2 protein-coding genes are annotated in these 21,866 nt (G+C 70.3%); both read left to right on the top strand.

All coding sequences use genetic code 11. The features are described from left to right. Nucleotides 1–67 precede the first annotated feature (67 nt). Nucleotides 68–13,171, top strand: coding sequence for a type I polyketide synthase (locus ACZ4WQ_RS35840; protein WP_468022713.1), 13,104 nt, complete (start codon nt 68–70; stop codon nt 13,169–13,171). Nucleotides 13,172–13,242: 71 nt separating this feature from the next. Beyond that, nucleotides 13,243–21,866 (top strand): type I polyketide synthase (locus tag ACZ4WQ_RS35835; RefSeq protein ID WP_468022712.1); only part of this gene is annotated, 8,624 nt, incomplete at its 3' end.

Below are 21,866 nucleotides of genomic sequence, written 5' to 3'. Positions count from 1 at the left end.
ACTGCCATATAAGTCCATGAACGTCTGGTCCTGACTGTTGCCTCTGCCGGATTTGGAGATGGTTCACTTGCCCAAGCCTCGGGGCGAGAGCGCGGCCGCCGGTCTTCCGTGGATCCTCTCCGGGCGTACCACCGCCGCCCTGCTCGCTCAGGCGCGACGGCTCCATGACCACGTCGCCGACCACCCTCGGCTCCCGATGGAGGACATCGGCCACTCGCTGGCGCACACGCGTCCGGCGTCGGCGCACCGCGCGGCGGTGCTCGCCCCGGACCGGGAGGGGTATCTGCGGGGGCTCGACGCGTTGGCCCGGGGCGAGGACGCCCCCGGTGTCGTCCGGGGCACGGCGGCGGCTGCGGGCGACGGCGTGGTGTTCATCTTTCCCGGCCAGGGCACCCAGTGGCCCAGGATGGCGGCGGATCTGCTGACGACCAGCCCCGTCTTCCGGCAGGCCATCGACGACTGCTCGGACGCTTTCCAACCACACGTCGCCTGGTCGCTGGAGGCGGTGCTCCGGGGTGCTCGTGGCGCGCCGCTCCTGGAGCGGACCGATGTGGTGCAACCCGCGTTGTTCGCCGTCATGGTCGGGCTGAGCGAGCTGTGGCGGTCCCACGGGGTCGAGCCGACGGCCGTCGTCGGACACTGCATCGGAGAGATCGCCGCGGCTCATGTGGCCGGTGCCCTGTCGCTCTCCGACGCGGCGCGGGTGGTGATCGAGTGCAGCCGCGCCGAGATGGCGCTCTCCGGATGCGGGGCGTCGATCGCGGTCGCACAGTCCGAAGCGCAGTTGCGTCCGCTGCTGCGGCGGTGGGCGGGCAGGCTGACGATCGCCGCGGTCAACGGCCCCATGGCGACGGTCGTGGGCGGCGATCGGGAAGCCGCCGAAGAACTGCTGGCCCACCTCGCCGACACCGGCGTCCGGGCCCGCGAGGTGGCGATCGACTTCGCCGCGCACACGGCCTTGGTGGACGTGCTGAGGGATGATCTGCTCGGCTCGCTGTCGTCGATCGTCGCGGGGGCCTCGCGGGTGCCGTTCTACTCGTCGGTCACCGGGGGGCTCCTGGACACCGAAGGACTCGACGCGTCCTACTGGCACCGGAACGTCGCCACCACGGTCCGGTTCGAGAGCGCGACGACGGAGGTGCTGCGGGCGGGGCAACGGTGCTTCGTCGAGGTGAGCCCGCATCCGACGCTGGCCATGTGCGTGCAGGCCACCGCGGAGGAGGTGGTCCGCGGCGAGCGTGTGGTGGTCACGCCGACACTGCACCGTGGCCAGCCGGGACTGCACGGATTCCGCGCCGCGCTGGCCGAGCTGTACGTACGGGGCGCGCCGATTGATCCCGTACCGGCGTTCTCGGTGCCCGGCGGCCGTCCGGTCGAGCTGCCGACGGATACGTCCGCCGGCCCAGACGGCCCCGACGACACCGCGGAACCCGGCACATCAGCCCTGGTGGACCGACTGGCTCCGTACTCTGTGGCAGAGCGCAAGCGGCGGCTGTGCGACCTGGTCCGCGCTGAGGCCGCCCATGTCCTCGGGAGCGTCGCCGAGGCCGACGCCGCGCTCCCCACCGTGGCGCGACAGGAGAACTTCGGCGCCATCGGCTTCGACTCGGCAGCCGCGGTCCAACTGCGCAATCGGCTCAGCGACGCCGCCGGGCTGCTTCTGCCCTTCACTCTGGCCTTCGATCACCCGACGCCCACCGCGGTCGCCGACCATCTGCACTCCCTCCTCTTCGCCCCCGAGGACACCGGCGCGGAGCCGAGCCCGGCCGACGGCCGCGGTCCGGCGGCCCCGGGGGTCGCGGCGATCACCGACGAGGAACCGATCGCCATCATCGGCATGGCCGGCCGGTTTCCCGGGGGCGCGCGCACCCCGGAGGAGCTGTGGGAGCTGCTTGCCGACGGCGTCGACGCGCTCTCCCCCTTTCCGGTGGACCGCGGCTGGGATCCGGAGAAGTTCTACGACCCGGACCCCGCCCGGCCCGGCACGTACTACCAGCGGGAAGCCGGTTTCCTGCGGGATGCCGACAAGTTCGACGCCGAGTTCTTCGGGATCAGCCCGCGCGAGGCGGTGGCGATGGATCCTCAGCAGCGACTGCTGCTGGAGACCGCGTGGGAGGCCATCGAGCGGGCGGGCATCGCCCCGGAGACGTTGCGCGGGAGCCGTACCGGGGTGTTCGCGGGTGTGGCTCCGCTCGACTACAGCCCCCGCATGCACCAGGCGTCACCGGAGCTGGAGGGCTATCTGGTCACCGGCAATATCGGCGCCGCCGCCTCGGGGCGGATCTCCTATGTCCTGGGCCTGGAGGGGCCCGCGATATCCGTGGACACGGCGTGTTCCTCGTCCCTGGTGGCGCTGCATCTCGCGATCCAGGCGCTGCGGTCGGGGGAATGCTCGCTGGCGCTGGCCGGCGGGGCGACCGTGCTGTCGACCCCCGGCATGTTCATCGAGTTCTCACGGCAGCGGGGACTGGCGCCGGACGGGCGCTGCAAGGCCTACGCGGCCGGGGCCGACGGCACCGGCTGGGGCGAGGGCGCGGGCATGCTGCTCGTGGAGCGGCTCTCCGACGCTCGCCGGCTCCGGCACCGGGTCCTGGCAGTGGTGCGGGGGTCGGCCGTCAACCAGGACGGGGCGAGCAACGGCCTGACGGCGCCCAACGGTCCGTCACAGCAGCGTGTCATCCGCACGGCCCTGGCGAACGCCCGGCTGACGGCCTCGGACGTCGACGCGGTGGAGGGGCATGGCACGGGCACCAAACTGGGCGACCCGATCGAGGCGCAGGCGCTCCTGGCGACGTACGGGCAGGGCCGGTCGGGTGACCGGCCGTTGTGGCTGGGGTCGGTCAAGTCGAACATCGGACACACCCAGTGGGCCGCCGGCGTCATCGGAGTCATCAAGATGGTGCTGGCCATCCGGCGCGGTGTGCTGCCGCGCACGCTCCACGTGGACAGGCCGTCCGACTACGTGGACTGGTCGGCCGGGGCGGTGCGGCTGTTGACGGATTCGGTCGCCTGGCCGGACCACGGTCACCCGCGCCGAGCCGGTGTCTCCTCCTTCGGCGTCAGCGGCACCAACGCCCACGTCATCCTCGAAGAAGCACCCGCCGCGGAGCCCGCCGACACCTCGGACGGCAGCCCTCTGGCCACCCGCCCGCCACTGCCTCTGCCCTGGGTGATCTCAGCGAAGTCCGCGCAGGCGCTGCGCTCTCAGGCACGACAGCTGCACGCGTTCGTGAGCGCCGAGCCGGAGCTGGATCCGGCCGATGTGGGGCACTCGCTGGCCGTGGGCCGGTCGGCCTTCGATCATCGCACCGTCGTCCTGGGCCAGGACCGCGCCGACTTCCTGCCCGGTCTGGAGGCGGTGGCATCCGGCGAGCCCCATGCTTCGGTGGTGACCGGTCTGGCGGGCAGGGCCAGTGCCCGGGTGGTGTTTGTGTTTCCGGGTCAGGGTGGTCAGTGGGCCGGGATGGGACTGCGCCTGCTGGAAACCTCACCCGTCTTCGCCCAGTCCATCAACGACTGCGAACAAGCCCTCGCCCCCCACACCGACTGGACCCTCACCGACATCCTCCACCGTCCCGACACCGACCCCGCCTGGCAACGCGCCGACATCATCCAACCCCTCCTCTTCTCGGTCATGGTCTCCCTGGCCGCCCTCTGGCGCTCCCACGGACTCCACCCCGACGCCGTCATCGGCCACTCCCAGGGCGAAATCGCCGCAGCCCACGTCAGCGGCGCCCTCACCCTCCCCGACGCCGCCAAGATCATCGCTCTGCGCAGCAAAGCCCTCCACGCCCTCCACGGACAGGGCGGCATGGCCGCGGTTCCTCTGCCCGAACAGGACGTCACCGAACTGATCCACCAGCGCTGGCCGGGCCAGCTGTGGGTGGCAGGCGTCAACAGCCCCCAGTCCACCGTCATCTCCGGCGACGCCGACGCCCTCACCCAGGCCGTCGAACACCTCAATGCCCGCGACGTACGCGCCAAGCGCATCCCCGTCGACTACGCCTCCCACTGCCCCCACGTCGAAACCATCAAAACCGAACTCCTGCGGCTCCTCGACGGCATCACACCCCAGCCCGCGACCATCCCCTTCCACTCCACCGTCGACGGAGAATGGAAGGACACCACCGGACTCGACGCCCGCTACTGGTACCGCAACCTCCGCCAACCCGTCCGCTTCGCCGACGCCATCCACACCCTCACCCAGGAAGAACACCACACCTTCATCGAAATCAGCCCCCACCCCACCCTCACCCCCGCCATCCAGGACACCACCGACACCACCGACATCCCCGTCACCGTCATCAGCACCCTCCGCCGCAACCACGACGACCACCACCAACACCTCCACTCCCTCGCCCACGCCCACACCACCGGCCACCCCATCACCTGGCAACCCACCCACCAACACCACAACCACACCGACCTCCCCACCTACCCCTTCCAACACCAGCGCTACTGGCTCAACACCCCCACCGAAGGCGTCGAGCCCGGTACGGACATCTCGGCGGCCCGCTTCTGGGAAGCCGTCGAAGGCGAGGACACCAACGCCATCGCCACCCTCCTCGATGTCGCACCGGGCACCTCGCTGGACGCGCTCCTGCCGGCCCTGTCAGCTTGGCGCAAGGAGCGCCGAGACCAGGCCGTCACCGATACCTGGCGCTACCAGGAGGTCTGGAAGCCGGTCGTTCTCTCCGACACGGGTCGTCTGCCACTCGGCGGCTGGCTGATCGCGATCCCGTCGCGACAGGCCGAGCACCCGCACGTCGACGCCATTCTGGACGGTCTGGCACGCCATGGGCTGCCCACCGTCCCTCTCCTTCTCGACGGCGCCCACACCGACCTCCCGCTGCTGGAGCAGCACCTCGCACAGGCGATGGCGAAAGCTTCGAGTGGTGACCGCGCCGTCGCCGGTGTGCTCTCCCTGCTCGCGCTCGACGAGGAGCCGCATCCGCACCACCCCGAGGTGCCGCTCGGCACCGCCCTCACCCTCACCCTGGTGCAGGCCCTCATCAACCGCGACAATTTCGCGGCGCGTTTGTGGTGTGCCACCCAGGACGCCGTCGCCGCCGCCCCCTCCGACGAGCTCGGCCATCCTCTCCAGGCCATGGTCTGGGGGCTGGGACGCACCGCCGCCCTGGAACACCCGGATCTGTGGGGCGGGCTCATCGACCTCCCCGCCGACCTCACCGAGCGGGGCCTGCGCCACCTCATTGATGCCCTGACCAAGTGCCACGGCGAACAAGAACTCGCCCTGCGCGCCACGGGTCTGCGTACCCGGCGCCTCGCCCGAGCCACCTCGACGGTCGCCACCGCCCCCGAGGACACCCGGCACTGGACGCCCACCGGCACTGTCCTCATCACCGGCGGTACTGGAGCCATTGGCTCCCTCCTCGCACAGCGGATCGCCGAGCGCCACCCCGACTGCCATCTGCTGCTGGTGAGCCGCCGGGGGCCCGACGCCCCCGAGGCCACCGCGCTCCATGACCGGCTCACCGATCTGGGCGCCACGGTCACCCTCGCCGCCTGCGACGTCGCCGACCCCGACGCGCTCGCCGGTCTCATCGCGGGTATCCCTCCGACCCGTCCTCTCACCGCGGTCGTTCACACCGCCGGTGTCCTCGAGGACAACACGCTCACCGCGCAGACGCCGCGCCATCTCACGTCCGTTCTGGGGCCCAAGTCCCACGCCGCCCATCATCTGCACGCGCTCACCCAGGACCTTTCCCTCGACGCGTTCGTACTCTTCTCGTCCGTGGCGGCCCCCTTCGGCGCCACGGGCCAGGCCAACTACGCCGCCGCCAATGCCTATCTCGACGCCCTCGCCGAGCACCGCCGGGCCCGGGGGCTCGCCGCCACTTCCATCGCCTGGGGCAACTGGGGCGGCGACGGGCTGGCCGGCACGCACACAGCGCAGGCGTACCTCCGCAAGCGCGGGTTTCCGCCCATGGCGCCGCACCTGGCGCTCGCCGCCCTGGAGCAGGCCGTCCTCTCGCCCCACGCCCAGCTGGTCGTCGCCGATATCGACTGGGGGAAGTTCCCGCCCGCCCCGCACACCCGCGACATCCAGGGAAGCGGCCCCGCCCCCGGGGCCGCGGACAGCAGCGGCGGCACAGGACCCGGCGACGGCACTCGCGGCACCACCGCGAACCTTGCGGCCCGCCTCGCCGGTCAGAGCCCGGCCGAACGCTACGACACGCTCCTCGGCCTCATCGGGTCCCACACGGCGGCCGTTCTCGGGCACTCCAACTCTGAGGCGATCGCCGCGGATCGCGCGTTCCGCGAGCTGGGATTCACCTCCGTCACGGCCGTCGAGCTCCGCAACCACCTCGTGGCGGCCACCGGACTGCGTCTGCCGTCCAGCCTCGCCTTCGACCGTCCGACCCCCGCCAAGCTCGCGGCCCACCTGTTGGCGGAGTTGACGGAGCCGGGCCCGGGCGATCCGGCCGCCTCCGCCACCACGAGCAGCGTCCCGGCCGGCGGGGCGAGCGCCGCGAGGAACGCCGACGAGGTGGACACCGCCGACCCCGTGGCCATCGTCGGCTGGGCCTGCCGCTATCCCGGCGGGATCGCCTCCCCCGAGGACCTGTGGACCTTCATCACCGCGCACCGGGACGCCGTCGGGGACTTCCCGACCGACCGTGGCTGGGACCTGAAGAGGCTCTTCGACCCCGACCCGGACCGGCGGGGTACCTCCTACAGCCGACAGGGGGCCTTCCTCCACGACGCGGGCGAGTTCGACGCCGAGTTCTTCGGGATCAGCCCGCGCGAGGCGGCCGCCATGGACCCCCAGCAGCGGCTGCTTCTCGAAACGTCCTGGGAGGCGCTCGAACGAGCCGGCATCAACCCGCAGGACCTCCAGTCCAGCCCGACCGGGGTGTTCACCGGGAGCAACGCCCAGGACTTCACCGCCCAGCTGCGGCAGGCACCACCGGAGGTGTCGGAGGGCTATGCCCTGACGGGCAGTTTCAACAGCGTCGCCTCGGGCCGCATCTCGTACGCGCTCGGTCTGGAGGGTCCCGCGGTCAGCGTGGACACCGCGTGCTCGTCGTCGCTCGTGGCGCTCCATCTGGCATGTCAGTCGCTGCGGGCAGGCGAGTGTTCGCTCGCCCTGGCCGGCGGTGCCACCGTGATGACCAGCCCCTTCAACTTCGTCGAGTTCTCCCGTCAGCGGGGCTTGGCGGCGGACGGAAGATGCAAGGCGTTCTCCACCACGGCCGATGGCACCGGCTGGGGCGAGGGTGTGGGCATGGTGGTGGTGGAGCGGCTGTCGGACGCGCGGCGCAACGGCCATCACGTGCTGGCCGTCGTACGCGGCAGCGCGGTCAACCAGGACGGTGCCAGCAATGGGCTGACGGCTCCGAACGGTCCCTCGCAGCAGCGTGTCATCCGGGCTGCCCTGGCCGCCGCCGGGGTGGCCGCAGCCGACGTGGACGCGGTCGAGGCGCACGGCACGGGAACGACGCTCGGCGACCCGATCGAGGCCCAGGCCCTGCTCGCCACATACGGGCAGGGGCGGCCGGCGGACCGCGCGCTGTGGCTCGGTACGGTCAAGTCCAACATCGGGCACACCCAGTCGGCCGCCGGGGTCGCCGGGGTCATCAAGACGGTACTGGCCCTGCGGCACGGGGTGTTGCCGCGTACCTTGCATGTGTCCGAGCCGACGCCACACGTGGACTGGTCGGCGGGTGCTGTCCGGCTGCTGACCGGCGACCAGCCGTGGCCGGACACCGGGCGTCCCCGGCGGGCAGGTGTGTCGTCCTTCGGCGTCAGCGGCACCAATGCCCATGTGATCCTGGAGCAGGCGCCGCCCGTGGAGGCTCCCGCGAAGACCGTGTTCCCGGACCCGCTGACGCTGCCCTGGCCCATCTCCGCGACATCGGAGGAGGCGTTGCGCGCCCAGGCCCGGCGGTTGCGCGCATACGTGGCCGAACGCCCCGATCTCGACCCCGCCGACGTAGGGCGCTCTCTCGCGACAGGGAGGGCGGTGTTCGAGCACCGGGCGGTGCTCCTCGGCAACGGTCCCGACGACTTCCGGCGCGCTCTCGACGACCTCGCGGCAGGCGAGCCGAGCGGGAAGGTCGTCCAGGGCTCGGCCACGGGCCGGGGAAAGATCGCCTTCGTATGCTCGGGGCAGGGCACCCAGCGCTCCGGCATGGGCCACCAGCTCTACCGCACGTCCACGGTGTTCGCCCGTGCCCTCGACGAGGTGTGCGCCCATCTCGACCCGTACCTGGAACACCCCCTGACGGAGGTGCTGTTCGCCGACGAGAAGAGCGAGACTTCGGCGCTGCTGCACCGGACCGCCTACACCCAGCCGGCCCTGTTCGCCCTCCAGACCGCGCTGTACCGCCTGGTCACCGAGGAGTTCGGGCTGGCCCCCGACTACCTGGCCGGCCATTCCCTGGGCGAGCTGACCGCCGCCCACCTGGCGGGCGTCCTCAGCCTCCCCGACGCCGCGGCGTTGGTCGCGGCCCGCGCCCTGGCCATGCAGCGCCTTCCCGCCACCGGCGCCATGGTCGCCGTCGAAGCCACCGAGGCCGAGCTGCGCCCCCGGCTCAGCGGCCTGGAGGACCGGGCCGACATCGCCGCGGTCAACGCTCCCGGTTCCCTCGTCCTCACCGGCGACCACGACACCGTCCACCACATCGCCGACGCCTTCCGCGCACAGGGCAGGAAGGTCACCTCGCTCCAGGTCGGCGGCGCCTTCCACTCCCCGCAGATGGACCCCCTGTGCGACGAGATCGAGCGCACCGCCGAGAGCCTGACCTACCACCGGCCCCACACCCCGCTGGTCACCGCGTCGGCCGCCGACGAGAGCGCGCACGGGTCCGAGCGGGTTGAGGAAGGCGGGTCCGGGCCGTGCACGGACCCGGGCACTCCGGAGTTCTGGGCTCTCCAGGCGCGCCGCACCGTCCACTACGCGAGCGCCGTCGAGCGACTGCGCGCCCGTGGCGTGAACACCTTCCTCGAACTGGGCCCCGACGCCACGCTCACCGCCCTCGTCCACCGCAATCTCCCCGACCACTCCCCCGTGGCTGTCTCCCTCCTCCATCCGGACCAGTGCGAGACGCAGAGCGTCCTGACCGCGCTCGCCACGGTCCACGCCCACAGCCGGCCCATCGCCTGGGGCCGCCACTACGCCGAGCGGCCACATCCGGCGCCGCGCCACGCGGAACTGCCCACGTATGCCTTTCAGCACCGGCGCTACTGGCTGCCCACCCCCGTGGCGAGCGGCGATGTGACGACCGCCGGGCTCGACGCGGCGGAACACCCCCTCCTCTGCGCCGCCGTGCAACTCGCGGATGGCGACGGCTGCCTGCTCACGGGTCGGCTGTCGCCGCGCACACATCCTTGGCTGGCCGACCACGCCATCGCCGGGACCGTCGTGCTGCCCGGCACGGCGTTCGTGGAGCTGGCGCTGCGGGCCGGGGACCAGGTCGGATGCGCTGGGCTGGAAGAGCTCACCCTGCACACTCCGCTGACCATCCCCGCCGAGGGCGAGGTGGTGCTCCAGGTGGCGGTGGGCGCCGCCGACGAGACAGGCCGCCGTGAGCTGAGCATCCATGCCCGGACGGACGTGGACGGCGACGGGGGCTCCCCGGGTGATCGGTGGACGCGGCATGCCGACGGCTCCCTGACGGCGGCCACCCCCGACGGTGAGGGCGCTCGCGACAGCGCCGGCGGGGCCTCCGGTGAGGGCATCGATGACGACTTGGCGGCATGGGCCGCGGTGTGGCCGCCCCCGGGGGCGGAACCCTTGGACCTCGACGGGGTGTACGACCGGTTCGCCGAGGCGGACTTCGGCTACGGGCCCGCGTTCCAGGGCCTGCGCGCCGCATGGCGGTACGGTGGCGAGACGCTGGCGGAGGTCCGCCTCCCGGATCAGCCGGCCAGTGAGGCGTCGCGTTTCGGGCTGCACCCCGCGCTCCTCGACGCGGCGCTCCAGACCATGTGGCTGGTGACGCCTGACGGCGAAGCAGCGCCGGAGCAGCTGGGAGGACCCGACCAGGGTCTGCCGTTCGCCTGGCGCGGAGTGTCGCTGCGCGCAGCGGGACCATCCGCCCTGCGGGTACGCCTGCGACGGCTCGGGCCCGACACCGTGGCCGCCACCATGGCCGACGAGACGGGCCGACCGGTGGCATCAGTGGAGTCGCTGACGCTGCGCCCGGTGTCCGGGCACACCTTGCAGGCCCCTGATGCCACCGAGGCCGCCGTCCGCGACGCCCTGCTCGGTCTGGACTGGACGGAGGTACCGCGGCCTGAGGCGCAACCGGCTCCGGGGCGGTGCGCGGTGATCGGAGCCGACGGCCTTGGTCTGAGGCCCGCGCTCAGGGCTGCGGCGGGCGACGGGCGGTGGCCGGGCCTGGAGGTCATGGACGACCAAGCGGCCCAGGCGGACCCGGCCGATCTGAGCGTCCTGGTGCAGTCCCTGGTGGCGCGCGGCCCCGTCCCGGACGTTGTCATCGCCACCTGCCAAACGGATGACGGAGCCGAGACCGTACGAGCCAGGACCCGGCAGGTGCTGGAGCTGCTCCAGCAGTGGCTCGCCGAGGAGCGGCTGGCCGGTGCCCGCCTGGTGCTGGTCACCTCCGGCGCCGTGGCAACCGGTCCGGCTGAGGGAGTGACGGACCTGGCGGGCGCGGCGGCCTGGGGACTGGTGCGTTCCGCCCAGTCCGAGCATCCGGACTGCTTCGTCCTGGTCGACGTGGACGGATCGGAGGAGTCCCGAGCCGCACTGCCCGCCACCGTCGGCCTCGGGGAACCACAACTGGCGGTCCGCGGCGGCCGGATGCTGGCCCCCCGCCTGGTACGGAAGTCGGCCGGTTCCACCACCGACGACGGCCTCGTGCTGCCGCGGGGACCGGAGAGCTGGCGGCTGGAGTGTCCCGGCGCCGGCAGCCTGGACGGGCTGGCCCCGGTGGCCTCCCCAGCCGCCACGATGTCGCTGGGCCCGGCTGAGGTACGGGTGGCGGTGCGTGCGGCGGGGCTGAATTTCCGCGATGTGCTGCTCGCGCTGGGCATGATGCCCGGAAACACGGGCCTGGGCAGCGAGGGCGCGGGGATTGTCCTCGAAGTCGGTGCCGAAGTCACGGACCTTGTCGCGGGCGACCGGGTCATGGGGGTCTTCCCTGCCGCCTTCGGCCCAGTCGCCGTGGTCGAACGCGCGACCCTGGCGCGCATGCCCAACGGGTGGTCGTTCGCCCAGGCCGCGTCGGTGCCTGTCGTCTTCGCGACCGCGTATTACGGCCTGGTGGATCTGGCGCGCCTGCGGCCGGGGGAATCGGTGCTGATCCATGCCGCCGCGGGCGGAGTGGGCATGGCCGCCACGCAGATCGCACGTCATCTGGGAGCCGAGGTCTACGCCACCGCCGGCCCGGGCAAGTGGCACGTGCTGCGCGCTCAGGGCATTCAGGACGACCACCTCGCCTCCTCGCGCACCCTGGACTTCGCGCAGCGCTTCACGGCCACCAGCGGGGGGCGGGGGGTCGACGTCGTCCTGAACTGCCTGTCCCAGGAGTTCGTCGACGCCTCCCTGCGCCTGGTGGTCGGCGACGGCGGCCGGTTCCTGGAAATGGGAAAGACCGACATCCGCGATCCAGAGCGGCTGGCCATCGACCATCCGGGCCTGCGCTATCAGGCATACGACCTGATGGAAGCCGGACCGGAGCGGGTCGGGGAGATCCTGCGCACCGTACTGGACCTGTTCGGCCGCGGTGTCCTGGCGCCCCTGCCGACGACCTGTTGGGACATCCGACAGGCGGAGCACGCCTTCCGCCATCTACAGCAGGGCCGCCATATCGGCAAGAACGTCCTCACTCTGCCCACCGACTGGGACCCCGCCGGCACGGTACTGGTCACCGGCGGTACGGGCGTGCTGGGCGCGGCCCTCGCCCGCCACCTGGCCGCCACCGGCCGGGCCCGCCATCTGCTCCTGGCCAGCCGGCGCGGACCGGACGCCCCTGGCGCCGACGAGCTGCGCCGGGAGCTGAGCGAACTGGGCGCCCAGGTGACCATCGCCCCATGCGACCTCGGCGACCGCGCGTCCACCGCACGGCTTCTGGAGTCGGTGCCCGACGAGCAGCCACTGACGGCCGTGGTTCACGCGGCGGGGATCGTGGACGATGCCACCATCGGCTCCCTCACCCCTCGCCACCTCGACACCGTTCTGGCCGCCAAGGTCGATGCCGCCCGGCATCTGCACGAGCTGACGCGCCATCTGGACCTGGCAGCGTTCGTGCTCTTCTCCTCGATCGCCGGCGTCGTGGGCTCGCCAGGGCAGGGCAACTACGCCGCGGCCAACGCCTTTCTCGATGCGCTCGCCTATCAGCGGCGCGCGGCAGGGCTCCCGGCGGTGTCCCTGGCCTGGGGACTGTGGGAGGAGGCCAGCGGAATGACCGGCCACCTCGACCGGACCGACCACACCCGCCTGGCCCGGCTCGGCATCAAGCCGCACACCACCTCACAGGCGCTGTCCCTCTTCGACGCCGCGGTCACCCGCCACCAGCCCGTCCTCGTCCCCGCGCGCCTGGACCTCCCGGATCCGAGCTCCGGCGCACCGACCCTGCCGCCCCTGTACCGGGGCCTGGTCAGCTCCGAAGCGCGCCGGACCCGCCCGAACCGCCGCACAGCCGGAGCCGGTCCTTCGGCGCTGCGTGCCCGCCTCAGTGGGCATGACCCGGCCGGACAGCACGACATCGTGCTCGCGCTGATCCGTTCCCATTCCGCTCTCGTCCTGGGCCACAACGAGCCGGACGCCATCCATCCCGGCTCTCATTTCCGCGCCCTCGGCTTCGACTCCCTGACCGCCGTCGAGCTCCGCAACCGGCTGAACACTGCCACCGGCCTCCGGCTCCCCGCCACCCTCGCCTTCGACCACCCGACGCCCGGCGAGCTCGCCACATACGTCAAGGATCGAGTGCTGCACAACGGCGGCACGGCGACGGTGGCCCCTGTGCTGGCCGAACTCGACAGGCTGGAAGCGGCCATGTCCCGGGTGGAGAAGGACGACGCGATCCGGTTCAGGATCGTCACCCGTCTTCAGTCCCTTCTCCTGAAGTGGAACGGGTCGGACGGCACCGCGGACCACAACGACGGCGCGGACCGGCTGGCCTCCGCGACGGCCGGCGAAGTCCTGGACTACATCAAAAACGACCTCGGCCTCTCCTGAATCGACGAGACCCGCCCGCGTCCTCCGCAGTTCTTCAAACGTGTTCAAGGACGCTCAAGGAAGTGATCCCAGTGGTGCACGAAGACGAGCTCCTCAGCTATCTGAAGCGGGTAACCGCCGACCTGGACCGGACTCGCCGTCGTCTTTACGAGGTCACCGAGCGGGAACAGGAGCCCATCGCCATCGTCGGCATGGCATGCCGCTTCCCCGGCGAGGTCCGGTCCCCGGAGGACTTCTGGCAGCTCATCGTGGCGGAGACGGACGCGATCGGGGATTTCCCCACCGACCGTGGCTGGGACGTCGAGCGGCTGTACGACCCGGACCCGGACCGGTCCGGCACCTGCTACACGCGACACGGTGGCTTCCTCCACGACGCTGCCGGATTCGACGCCGAGTTCTTCGAGACCTCTCCGCGTGAGGCGCTGGCGATGGACCCGCAGCAGCGGCTGCTGCTGGAGGCCTCCTGGGAAACCTTCGAGAGCGCCGGCATCGACCCGGCTTCCGTACGCGGCAGCCGAACCGCCGTGTTCACCGGTATCAACCCGCCGGACTACCCCGTCGGACACGCCTCGCGCCCCCCGGAGTCCGCAGAGGGCTTCATCCTCACCGGCAGCGCGGGGAGCATCGCCTCGGGCCGAATCGCTTACGCGCTCGGGCTGGAAGGGCCTGCGGTCACCGTGGACACGGCGTGTTCGTCGTCTCTGGTGGCCCTGCACCTGGCCTGCCAGGCGCTGCGGGCGGGGGAATGCTCCATGGCGCTGGCGGGTGGGGTAGCCGTCATGTCCACCCCACGCATTTTTCTGGAGTTCGCGCGGCAGCGTGGGTTGTCGGTGGATGGGCGGTGCAAGGCGTATGGGGCTGGGGCGGATGGTACGGGGTGGGCTGAGGGTGTGGGGATGTTGTTGGTGGAACGGCTGTCGGATGCGCGGCGGCTGGGGCATCGGGTGCTGGCGGTGGTGCGGGGCAGTGCCGTCAACCAGGACGGGGCGAGCAACGGTCTAACCGCGCCGAACGGTCCGTCGCAGCAGCGGGTGATCCGGCAGGCGCTGGCCAGTGCGCGGCTGTCCGCGGTGGATGTGGATGCGGTGGAGGGGCATGGGACGGGTACGCGGCTGGGTGATCCGATCGAGGCGCAGGCGTTGCTGGCCACGTACGGGCAGGAGCGGTCTGCTGATGCGCCGTTGTGGCTGGGGTCGGTGAAGTCGAATATCGGGCATGCGCAGGCCGCGGCGGGTGTCGCGGGGGTCATCAAGATGGTGATGGCCATGCGGGAAGGGCTGCTGCCGCGGACATTGCATGTCCAGGAGCCGTCGCCGCATGTGGACTGGACGGCGGGGGCGGTACGGCTGCTGAGCGAGGCCATGCCCTGGCCGGAGACCGACCGGGCCAGGCGTGCGGGCGTGTCGTCGTTCGGGGTGAGCGGCACCAACGCGCACGTCATCCTCGAACAGGCACCACCGGAGGCCCACCACAACCTCGCGGACACCTCTTCGGCGTCGTTTCCCTGGATGGTGTCGGCCAAGTCCGAGCCGGCACTACGCGCCCAGGCAGCACGACTGCACGCGTACCTGACGGCCCACGGCGAGGCCGACCCGGCCGACGTCGGACACGCGCTGGCCACCAGCCGCACCCCCTTCGAACACCGCGCCGTACTCCTGGGCCCCGGCCGCGAGGACTTCCTCCACGGCCTGGCGGCACTGGCGGCCGGTGAGGAGCACGAGGGGCTTGTGCGCGGCGTGGCGTCCGGAGCGGGGAAGCTGGCGTTCCTCTGCTCGGGGCAGGGCACACAACGCCCCCGCATGGGATACGAGCTCTACCAGGCCCTCCCGTTGTTCGCCGAGGCCCTCGACGAGGCCTGTACCCACCTCGATCCGTATCTGGAACAGCCTCTGCGGGATGTGATGTTCGCCGAGCCGGACACCGACACGTCCCGGCTGCTGGACCAGACGCTCTATGCCCAGCCCGCCCTGTTCGCTCTTCAGGTCGCCCTCCACCGCCTGGTCACCGAAGGCCACGGAGTCACGCCCCACTTCTACGCCGGACACTCCCTCGGCGAGATCACCGCAGCCCACCTCACCGGCATCCTCACCCTCACCGACGCGGCCCGCCTGGTCACCACCCGCGCCCGCCTCATGCACACCCTCCCCACCACCGGCACCATGACCACCATCCAAGCCCAACCCCACGAAGTCCAAGAACACCTCACAGGCCTCGAGACGCAGGTGTCCATCGCGGCCGTCAACGCCCCCGGATCCGTCGTCATCAGCGGCGACCGAGATGCCGTGGACACTGTTGCCGCCAAGTTCCGGGCCATGGGGCGGAAAACGACCCCGCTCAATGTCAGCGCGGCCTTCCACTCACCCCACATCGACCCCATCCTCGACGAGCTCCGCGACACCGCCCAAACCCTCACCTACCACCAGCCCCACACCCCCCTCATCACCACCGACCCCACCGGACAAAACCCCACCACACCCGAATACTGGACCCACCAAACCCGCAACACCGTCCACTACACCCACACCACCCACCAACTCCACACCCATGGTGTCACCACCTATCTCGAACTCGGACCCGACACCACCCTCACCACCCTCACCCACCACAACCTCCCCCACCACACACCCCACACCACCGCCCTCCTCCACCCCCACCAACCAGAAACCCACACCACCCACACCGCCCTCGCCCGCCTCCACACCCACGGCCACCCCACCACCTGGCACCAACAACACCACACCCACCACCACACCAACCTCCCCACCTACCCCTTCCAACACCACCACTACTGGCTTCATCTCTCCGAGCCGCAAGCCGACCAGCACGCTCCTCGCACCGTCACGGCCGAATCGCCCGCCACGGCCACCCTCCGTCAGCGGCTCTCCCACCAACGACCGGACGAGCAGCAGCAGATCCTCCTCGACGTCGTTCGTGCGCATATCGCCGCCGTCCTCGGCCACCAGAGCCCCCAGAAAATCCAAGCCGAGCGCGCATTCAAGGAACTGGGCTTCACCTCGCTGACTGCCGTCCAACTGCGCAATCGCCTGTGCGAGGCCACCGGGCTGACCCTCGCATCTACCATCGTCTTCGACCACCCGAGCCCCGCCGCGCTCGTGCAGCATCTGCGCGAGCAGTTTCTGGGTACGCAGGGCGAAATCATCAGCCACGTCCCCCTCACGGCCGCCGGCACGGGCGAACCCATCGCAATTGTCGGCATGGCATGCCGCTATCCGGGGGACGTGCAGTCCCCGGAACAGCTATGGGATCTCCTCGTGGCCGAGCAGGACGCGATCTCGGGATTCCCGACCGATCGCGGCTGGGACCTCGACAAGCTCTACGACCCGGACCCCGAGCGATTCGGAACGTCGTACACGAGAGAGGGGGGATTCATTCACCACGCGGGCGAATTCGACGCCGAATTCTTCGGCATCAGCCCGCGCGAGGCCCTGGCCATGGATCCTCAGCAGCGAATGCTTCTCGAGGTCTCCTGGGAAGCCTTCGAGCGGGCAGGAATCGACCCAACCTCCGTGCGTGGCACGCAGACCGGGATCTTCGCCGGGCTGGCCTACCACGACTACGCGCAGCGCTTCCCGACCGCTCCCGAGGGGTTCGAGGGATACCTCGTTCATGGAAGCGCGGGCAGTATCGCCTCGGGGCGCGTCGCCTACACCCTCGGTCTGGAAGGGCCGGCGGTCACCGTGGACACGGCGTGTTCATCGTCGCTGGTCGCACTGCACCTGGCCTGCCAGGCGCTGCGGTCCGGAGAATGCTCGATGGCCCTCGCCGGCGGGGTCACCGTCATGTCCACCCCGGCGGCCTTCATCGAGTTCTCCCGGCAGCGTGGGCTGTCTCCGGACGGACGATGCAAGGCGTTCTCAGCCACAGCCGATGGCACCGGCTGGGGCGAGGGTGTGGGCATGGTGCTGGTGGAACGGCTCTCGGACGCGCAGCGGCTCGGGCATCCCGTCCTGGCCGTGGTACGGGGGACGGCGGTCAACCAGGACGGAGCCAGCAACGGCCTCACCGCACCCAACGGCCTCTCGCAACAACGTGTCATCCGCCAGGCCCTCGCCAACGCCGAGTTGACTCCGGCCGCCATTGACGCGGTGGAGGGACACGGTACGGGGACCACGTTGGGCGACCCGATCGAGGCGCAGGCCCTCCAGGCCACGTACGGTCTGGACCGGCCCGCGGACCAGCCGCTTTGGCTCGGCTCGATGAAGTCGAACATCGGACACGCCCAGGCGGCAGCCGGGGTGGGCGGCGTCATCAAGATGGCGCTGGCGATGCGGCAGGGGTTGCTGCCGCGGACATTGCACATCGAGGAGCCGTCGCCGCACGTGGACTGGTCTGCGAGCGGGCTGCGGCTGCTGACGGAGGCCACGCCCTGGCCTGAGACCGGCCGCCTACGGCGTGCGGGCGTGTCGTCGTTCGGGGTGAGCGGCACCAACGCGCATGTGATCCTCGAACAGGCACCACCACCCGCCGAAGCCCCGGCAAATGGTGAAGACGCTTCAACGCCACCTTCGCTGTCTGTGCCTTGGGTTGTGTCGGCGAAGTCCGAGGATGCGCTGCGAGCGCAGGCGCGGCAACTGCGTCAATACCTCGCTTCCGACCCGGAACTCGACTTGGCCGACGTCGGATACGCGCTGGCCAACGACCGTGCCGCCTTCGAGCACCGTGCGGTACTCCTGGGTCCCGGCCGCGAGGACTTCCTCCACGGCCTGGCGGCACTGGCGGCCGGTGAGGAGCACGAGGGGCTTGTGCGCGGCGTGGCGTCCGGAGCGGGGAAGCTGGCGTTCCTCTGCTCGGGGCAGGGCACACAACGCCCCCGCATGGGACACCAGCTCTACCAGGCCTTCCCCCTGTTCGCCGAGGCCCTCGACGAGGCCTGCGCCCACCTCGACCCGCACCTGGAACAGCCCCTGCGGGATGTGATGTTCGCCGAGGCGGACACCGACGTGTCCCGGCTGCTGGACCAGACGCTCTACGCCCAGCCCGCCCTGTTCGCCCTCCAGGTCGCCCTCCACCGCCTGGTCACCGAAGGCCACGGAGTCACGCCCCACTTCTACGCCGGACACTCCCTCGGCGAGATCACCGCAGCCCACCTCACCGGCATCCTCACCCTCACCGACGCGGCCCGCCTGGTCACCACCCGCGCCCGCCTCATGCACACCCTCCCCACCACCGGCACCATGACCACCATCCAAGCCCAACCCCACGAAGTCCAAGAACACCTCACAGGCCTCGAGACGCAGGTGTCCATCGCGGCCGTCAACGCCCCCGGATCCGTCGTCATCAGCGGCGACCACGACGCCGTGGACACCATCGCCGCGCAGTTCCGCGCCATGGGGCGCAAGACGACCCCGCTCAATGTCAGCGCGGCCTTCCACTCACCTCACATCGACCCCATCCTCGACGAGCTCCGCGACACCGCCCAAACCCTCACCTACCACCAGCCCCACACACCCCTCATCACCACTGACCCCACCGGTCAAGACCCCGCCACACCCGGCTACTGGACCCATCAGACCCGCAACACCGTCCACTACACCCACACCACCCACCAACTCCACACCCACGGCGTCACCACCTACCTCGAACTCGGACCCGACACCACCCTCACCACCCTCACCACCCTCACCACCCTCACCCACCACAACCTCCCCCACCACACACCCCACACCACCGCCCTCCTCCACCCCCACCAACCAGAAACCCACACCACCCACACCGCCCTCGCCCGCCTCCACACCCACGGCCACCCCACCACCTGGCACCAACAACACCACACCCACCACCACACCAACCTCCCCACCTACCCCTTCCAACACCACCACTACTGGCTCAACACCACCCCAACCCCCAACACCACCAACGTCCGGTTCTTGGATTCGCTGGAGAAGTACGACGTCGATGCAGTGGCCTCCGCCCTGTCCATCGACCGTGACTCCTCTCTCGAGACCGTCCTGCCGGCCCTCTCCGCCTGGCGCAAGCGCCACGACGACCAGACCGTCATTGATTCCTGGCACTACCGCGAGGAATGGAAGCCGGTCACTCTCCCCCAGGCCAGCACCAGGTCGCCCGGCACCTGGCTCGTGGTCGTGCCCGCTCTTCAGAGTCCTCACGCCCTTATCGACCTCGTCGCCGATGCCCTGCATCAACTCGGGGCGCGGACCATCAAGCTCACCCTCGACTCTTCCTACTCTGATCCCGAAACCGTCGCTCAGCAGCTCACTGAGCACAGCGACGGCGTGAGCATCGATGGTGTGCTCTCGTTTCTGGCCTTCGACGAGGAACCCCACCCCGAACACCCCCACATCCCCACCGGAACAGCCCTCACCCTCACCCTCACCCAAACCCTCACCACCCACCCCCACATCACCGCACCCCTATGGGCCCTCACCCAAACAGCAACCATCACCCACCCAACCGACACCCTCAACCACCCCACCCAAGCCCACATCTGGGGACTCGGACGCACCACCGCCCTCGAACACCCCGACCAATGGGGCGGACTCATCGACCTCCCCACCACCCTCACCCCCCAACACCTCCACCACCTCACCACCGCCCTCACCACCCAACATGATGAGCGCGAGCTCGCGCTACGTTCCACCGGACTTCACGCCCGACGTCTGATCCGTACAACCGCCCACTGCACACCCCACGACCCCCAACCCTGGAAACCCCACGGAACCATCCTCATCACCGGCGGCACCGGCGCCCTCGGCACCCACATCGCCACCTGGATCGCCACCCACCACCCCCACTGCCACCTCCTCCTCACCAACCGACAAGGACCCAACACACCCCACGCCACCCAACTCCACCACCAACTCACCCAACTCGGCGCCACCACCACCATCACCACCTGCGACACCACCAACCCAACCCAACTCACCAACCTCCTCAACACCATCCCCCCAACCCACCCCCTCACCACCCTCATCCACACCGCAGGAGTCCTTGACGACGCAACACTGGCCACCCAGACTCCCGATCATCTGTCGACCGCCCTGGGCCCCAAGGCATACGCCGCCCACCTTCTGCATGACCTCACCCGGCATCTGGACCTCGACGCCTTCGTCCTGATCTCCTCCACAGCAGCCACCTTCGGCAGTCCGGGTCAGGCCAACTACGCCGCCGCCAATGCTTATCTCGACGCCCTGGCCCAGCACCGCCGCGACCAGGGACTCCCCGCCACCAGCATCGCCTGGGGGCTCTGGGAGCACGGCGGCTTGGCCAACGCCGAAATCACCGGGCACCTGGCGCGCCGAGGCCTGCTCCCCATGCCCACCGAACCGGCACTCACCGCGCTTTCGCAAGCCATCGTCGCGCCGGGGCAAGCCCACCGCATCATCGCTGACATCGACTGGAGCACCTTCGCCGGCCTTCTGAGCCACACCGGCGAATTCGTTCCGCTCATCCAGGACATTCCCGAAGCCCGGACGCAACGTACTCGGGATGTGGTGGATCAGCAGTCCGGCACGGCTCTGCATCGACAGCTCGCCGACCGGAACCCGAGCGAACAACAGGAGTTGCTTCTCCGGCTCGTACGGACCCAGGTGGCTGCGGTCCTGGGACACAGCGACATCGACGCGGTGCCCCCAGACCGCCCCTTCAAGGATCTCGGACTCGATTCCCTCGCCGCCGTCGAGACCCGCAACCGGCTGACCGCCGTCACCGAGCGGCGCCTCCCCACCAGCCTCATCTTCGATCACCCAACGCCGACCAAGCTCGCCCGGTATGTGCAAGCCCAATTGATGGGCGAGGGATCCGCCTCAGCGAGCGCGGTGGTGCCCAGCCCCGCCATCAACGCCGACGACGACTCCATTGCGATCATCGGCATGGCGTGTCGCTTCCCGGGAGGCGTCAGTACGCCCGAGGAGTTTTGGGATCTCATCCTCATGGAACGGGACGCGATCGCGGACTTCCCGACGAACCGTGGCTGGGATCTCGAGGGAATCTTCCATCCTGATCCTGCGCACAAGGGCACCTGTTACACGCGGCAGGGCGGCTTCTTGTACGACGCGGCCGAATTCGACCCCGCCTTCTTCGACATCAGTCCCCGCGAGGCACTGGCCATGGACCCGCAGCAGCGGCTCTTGCTGGAGACCAGCTGGGAGGCGCTGGAACGGGCGCACATCGACCCACGGTCGCTACAGGGCAATCCTGTCGGCGTCTTCACCGGCATCAACGCTCAGGACTATGCGATCCACCTGGAGCGTTCACAGGAGTCCGTTGAGGGCTATGTCCTCACCGGCAGTTCGAGCAGCATCGCATCGGGCCGAATCGCTTACAGCTTGGGGCTGGAGGGGCCCGCGGTCACCGTGGACACGGCGTGTTCGTCGTCCCTCGTCGCCCTGCACCTGGCCTGCCAGGCGCTGCGGTCCGGGGAGTGCTCCATGGCCCTCGCCGGCGGGGTCACCGTCATGTCCACCCCCACCACCTTCGTCGAGTTCGCTCGACAACGGGGGCTGTCAACAGACGGTCGATGCCGCGCCTTCTCTTCTACCGCCGACGGAACGGGCTGGGGCGAAGGTGTGGGGATCTTGTTGGTGGAGCGGTTGTCGGATGCGCGGCGGTTGGGGCATCGCGTGTTGGCGGTGGTGCGGGGCAGTGCCGTCAATCAGGACGGGGCGAGCAACGGTCTAACCGCGCCGAATGGTCCGTCGCAGCAGCGGGTGATCCG

The sequence above is a fragment of the Streptomyces sp. NPDC028305 genome (genome assembly GCF_055569495.1).
Note: the sequence above shows the minus strand (reverse complement) of the source record. Positions and strands in the feature narration are given on the sequence as shown.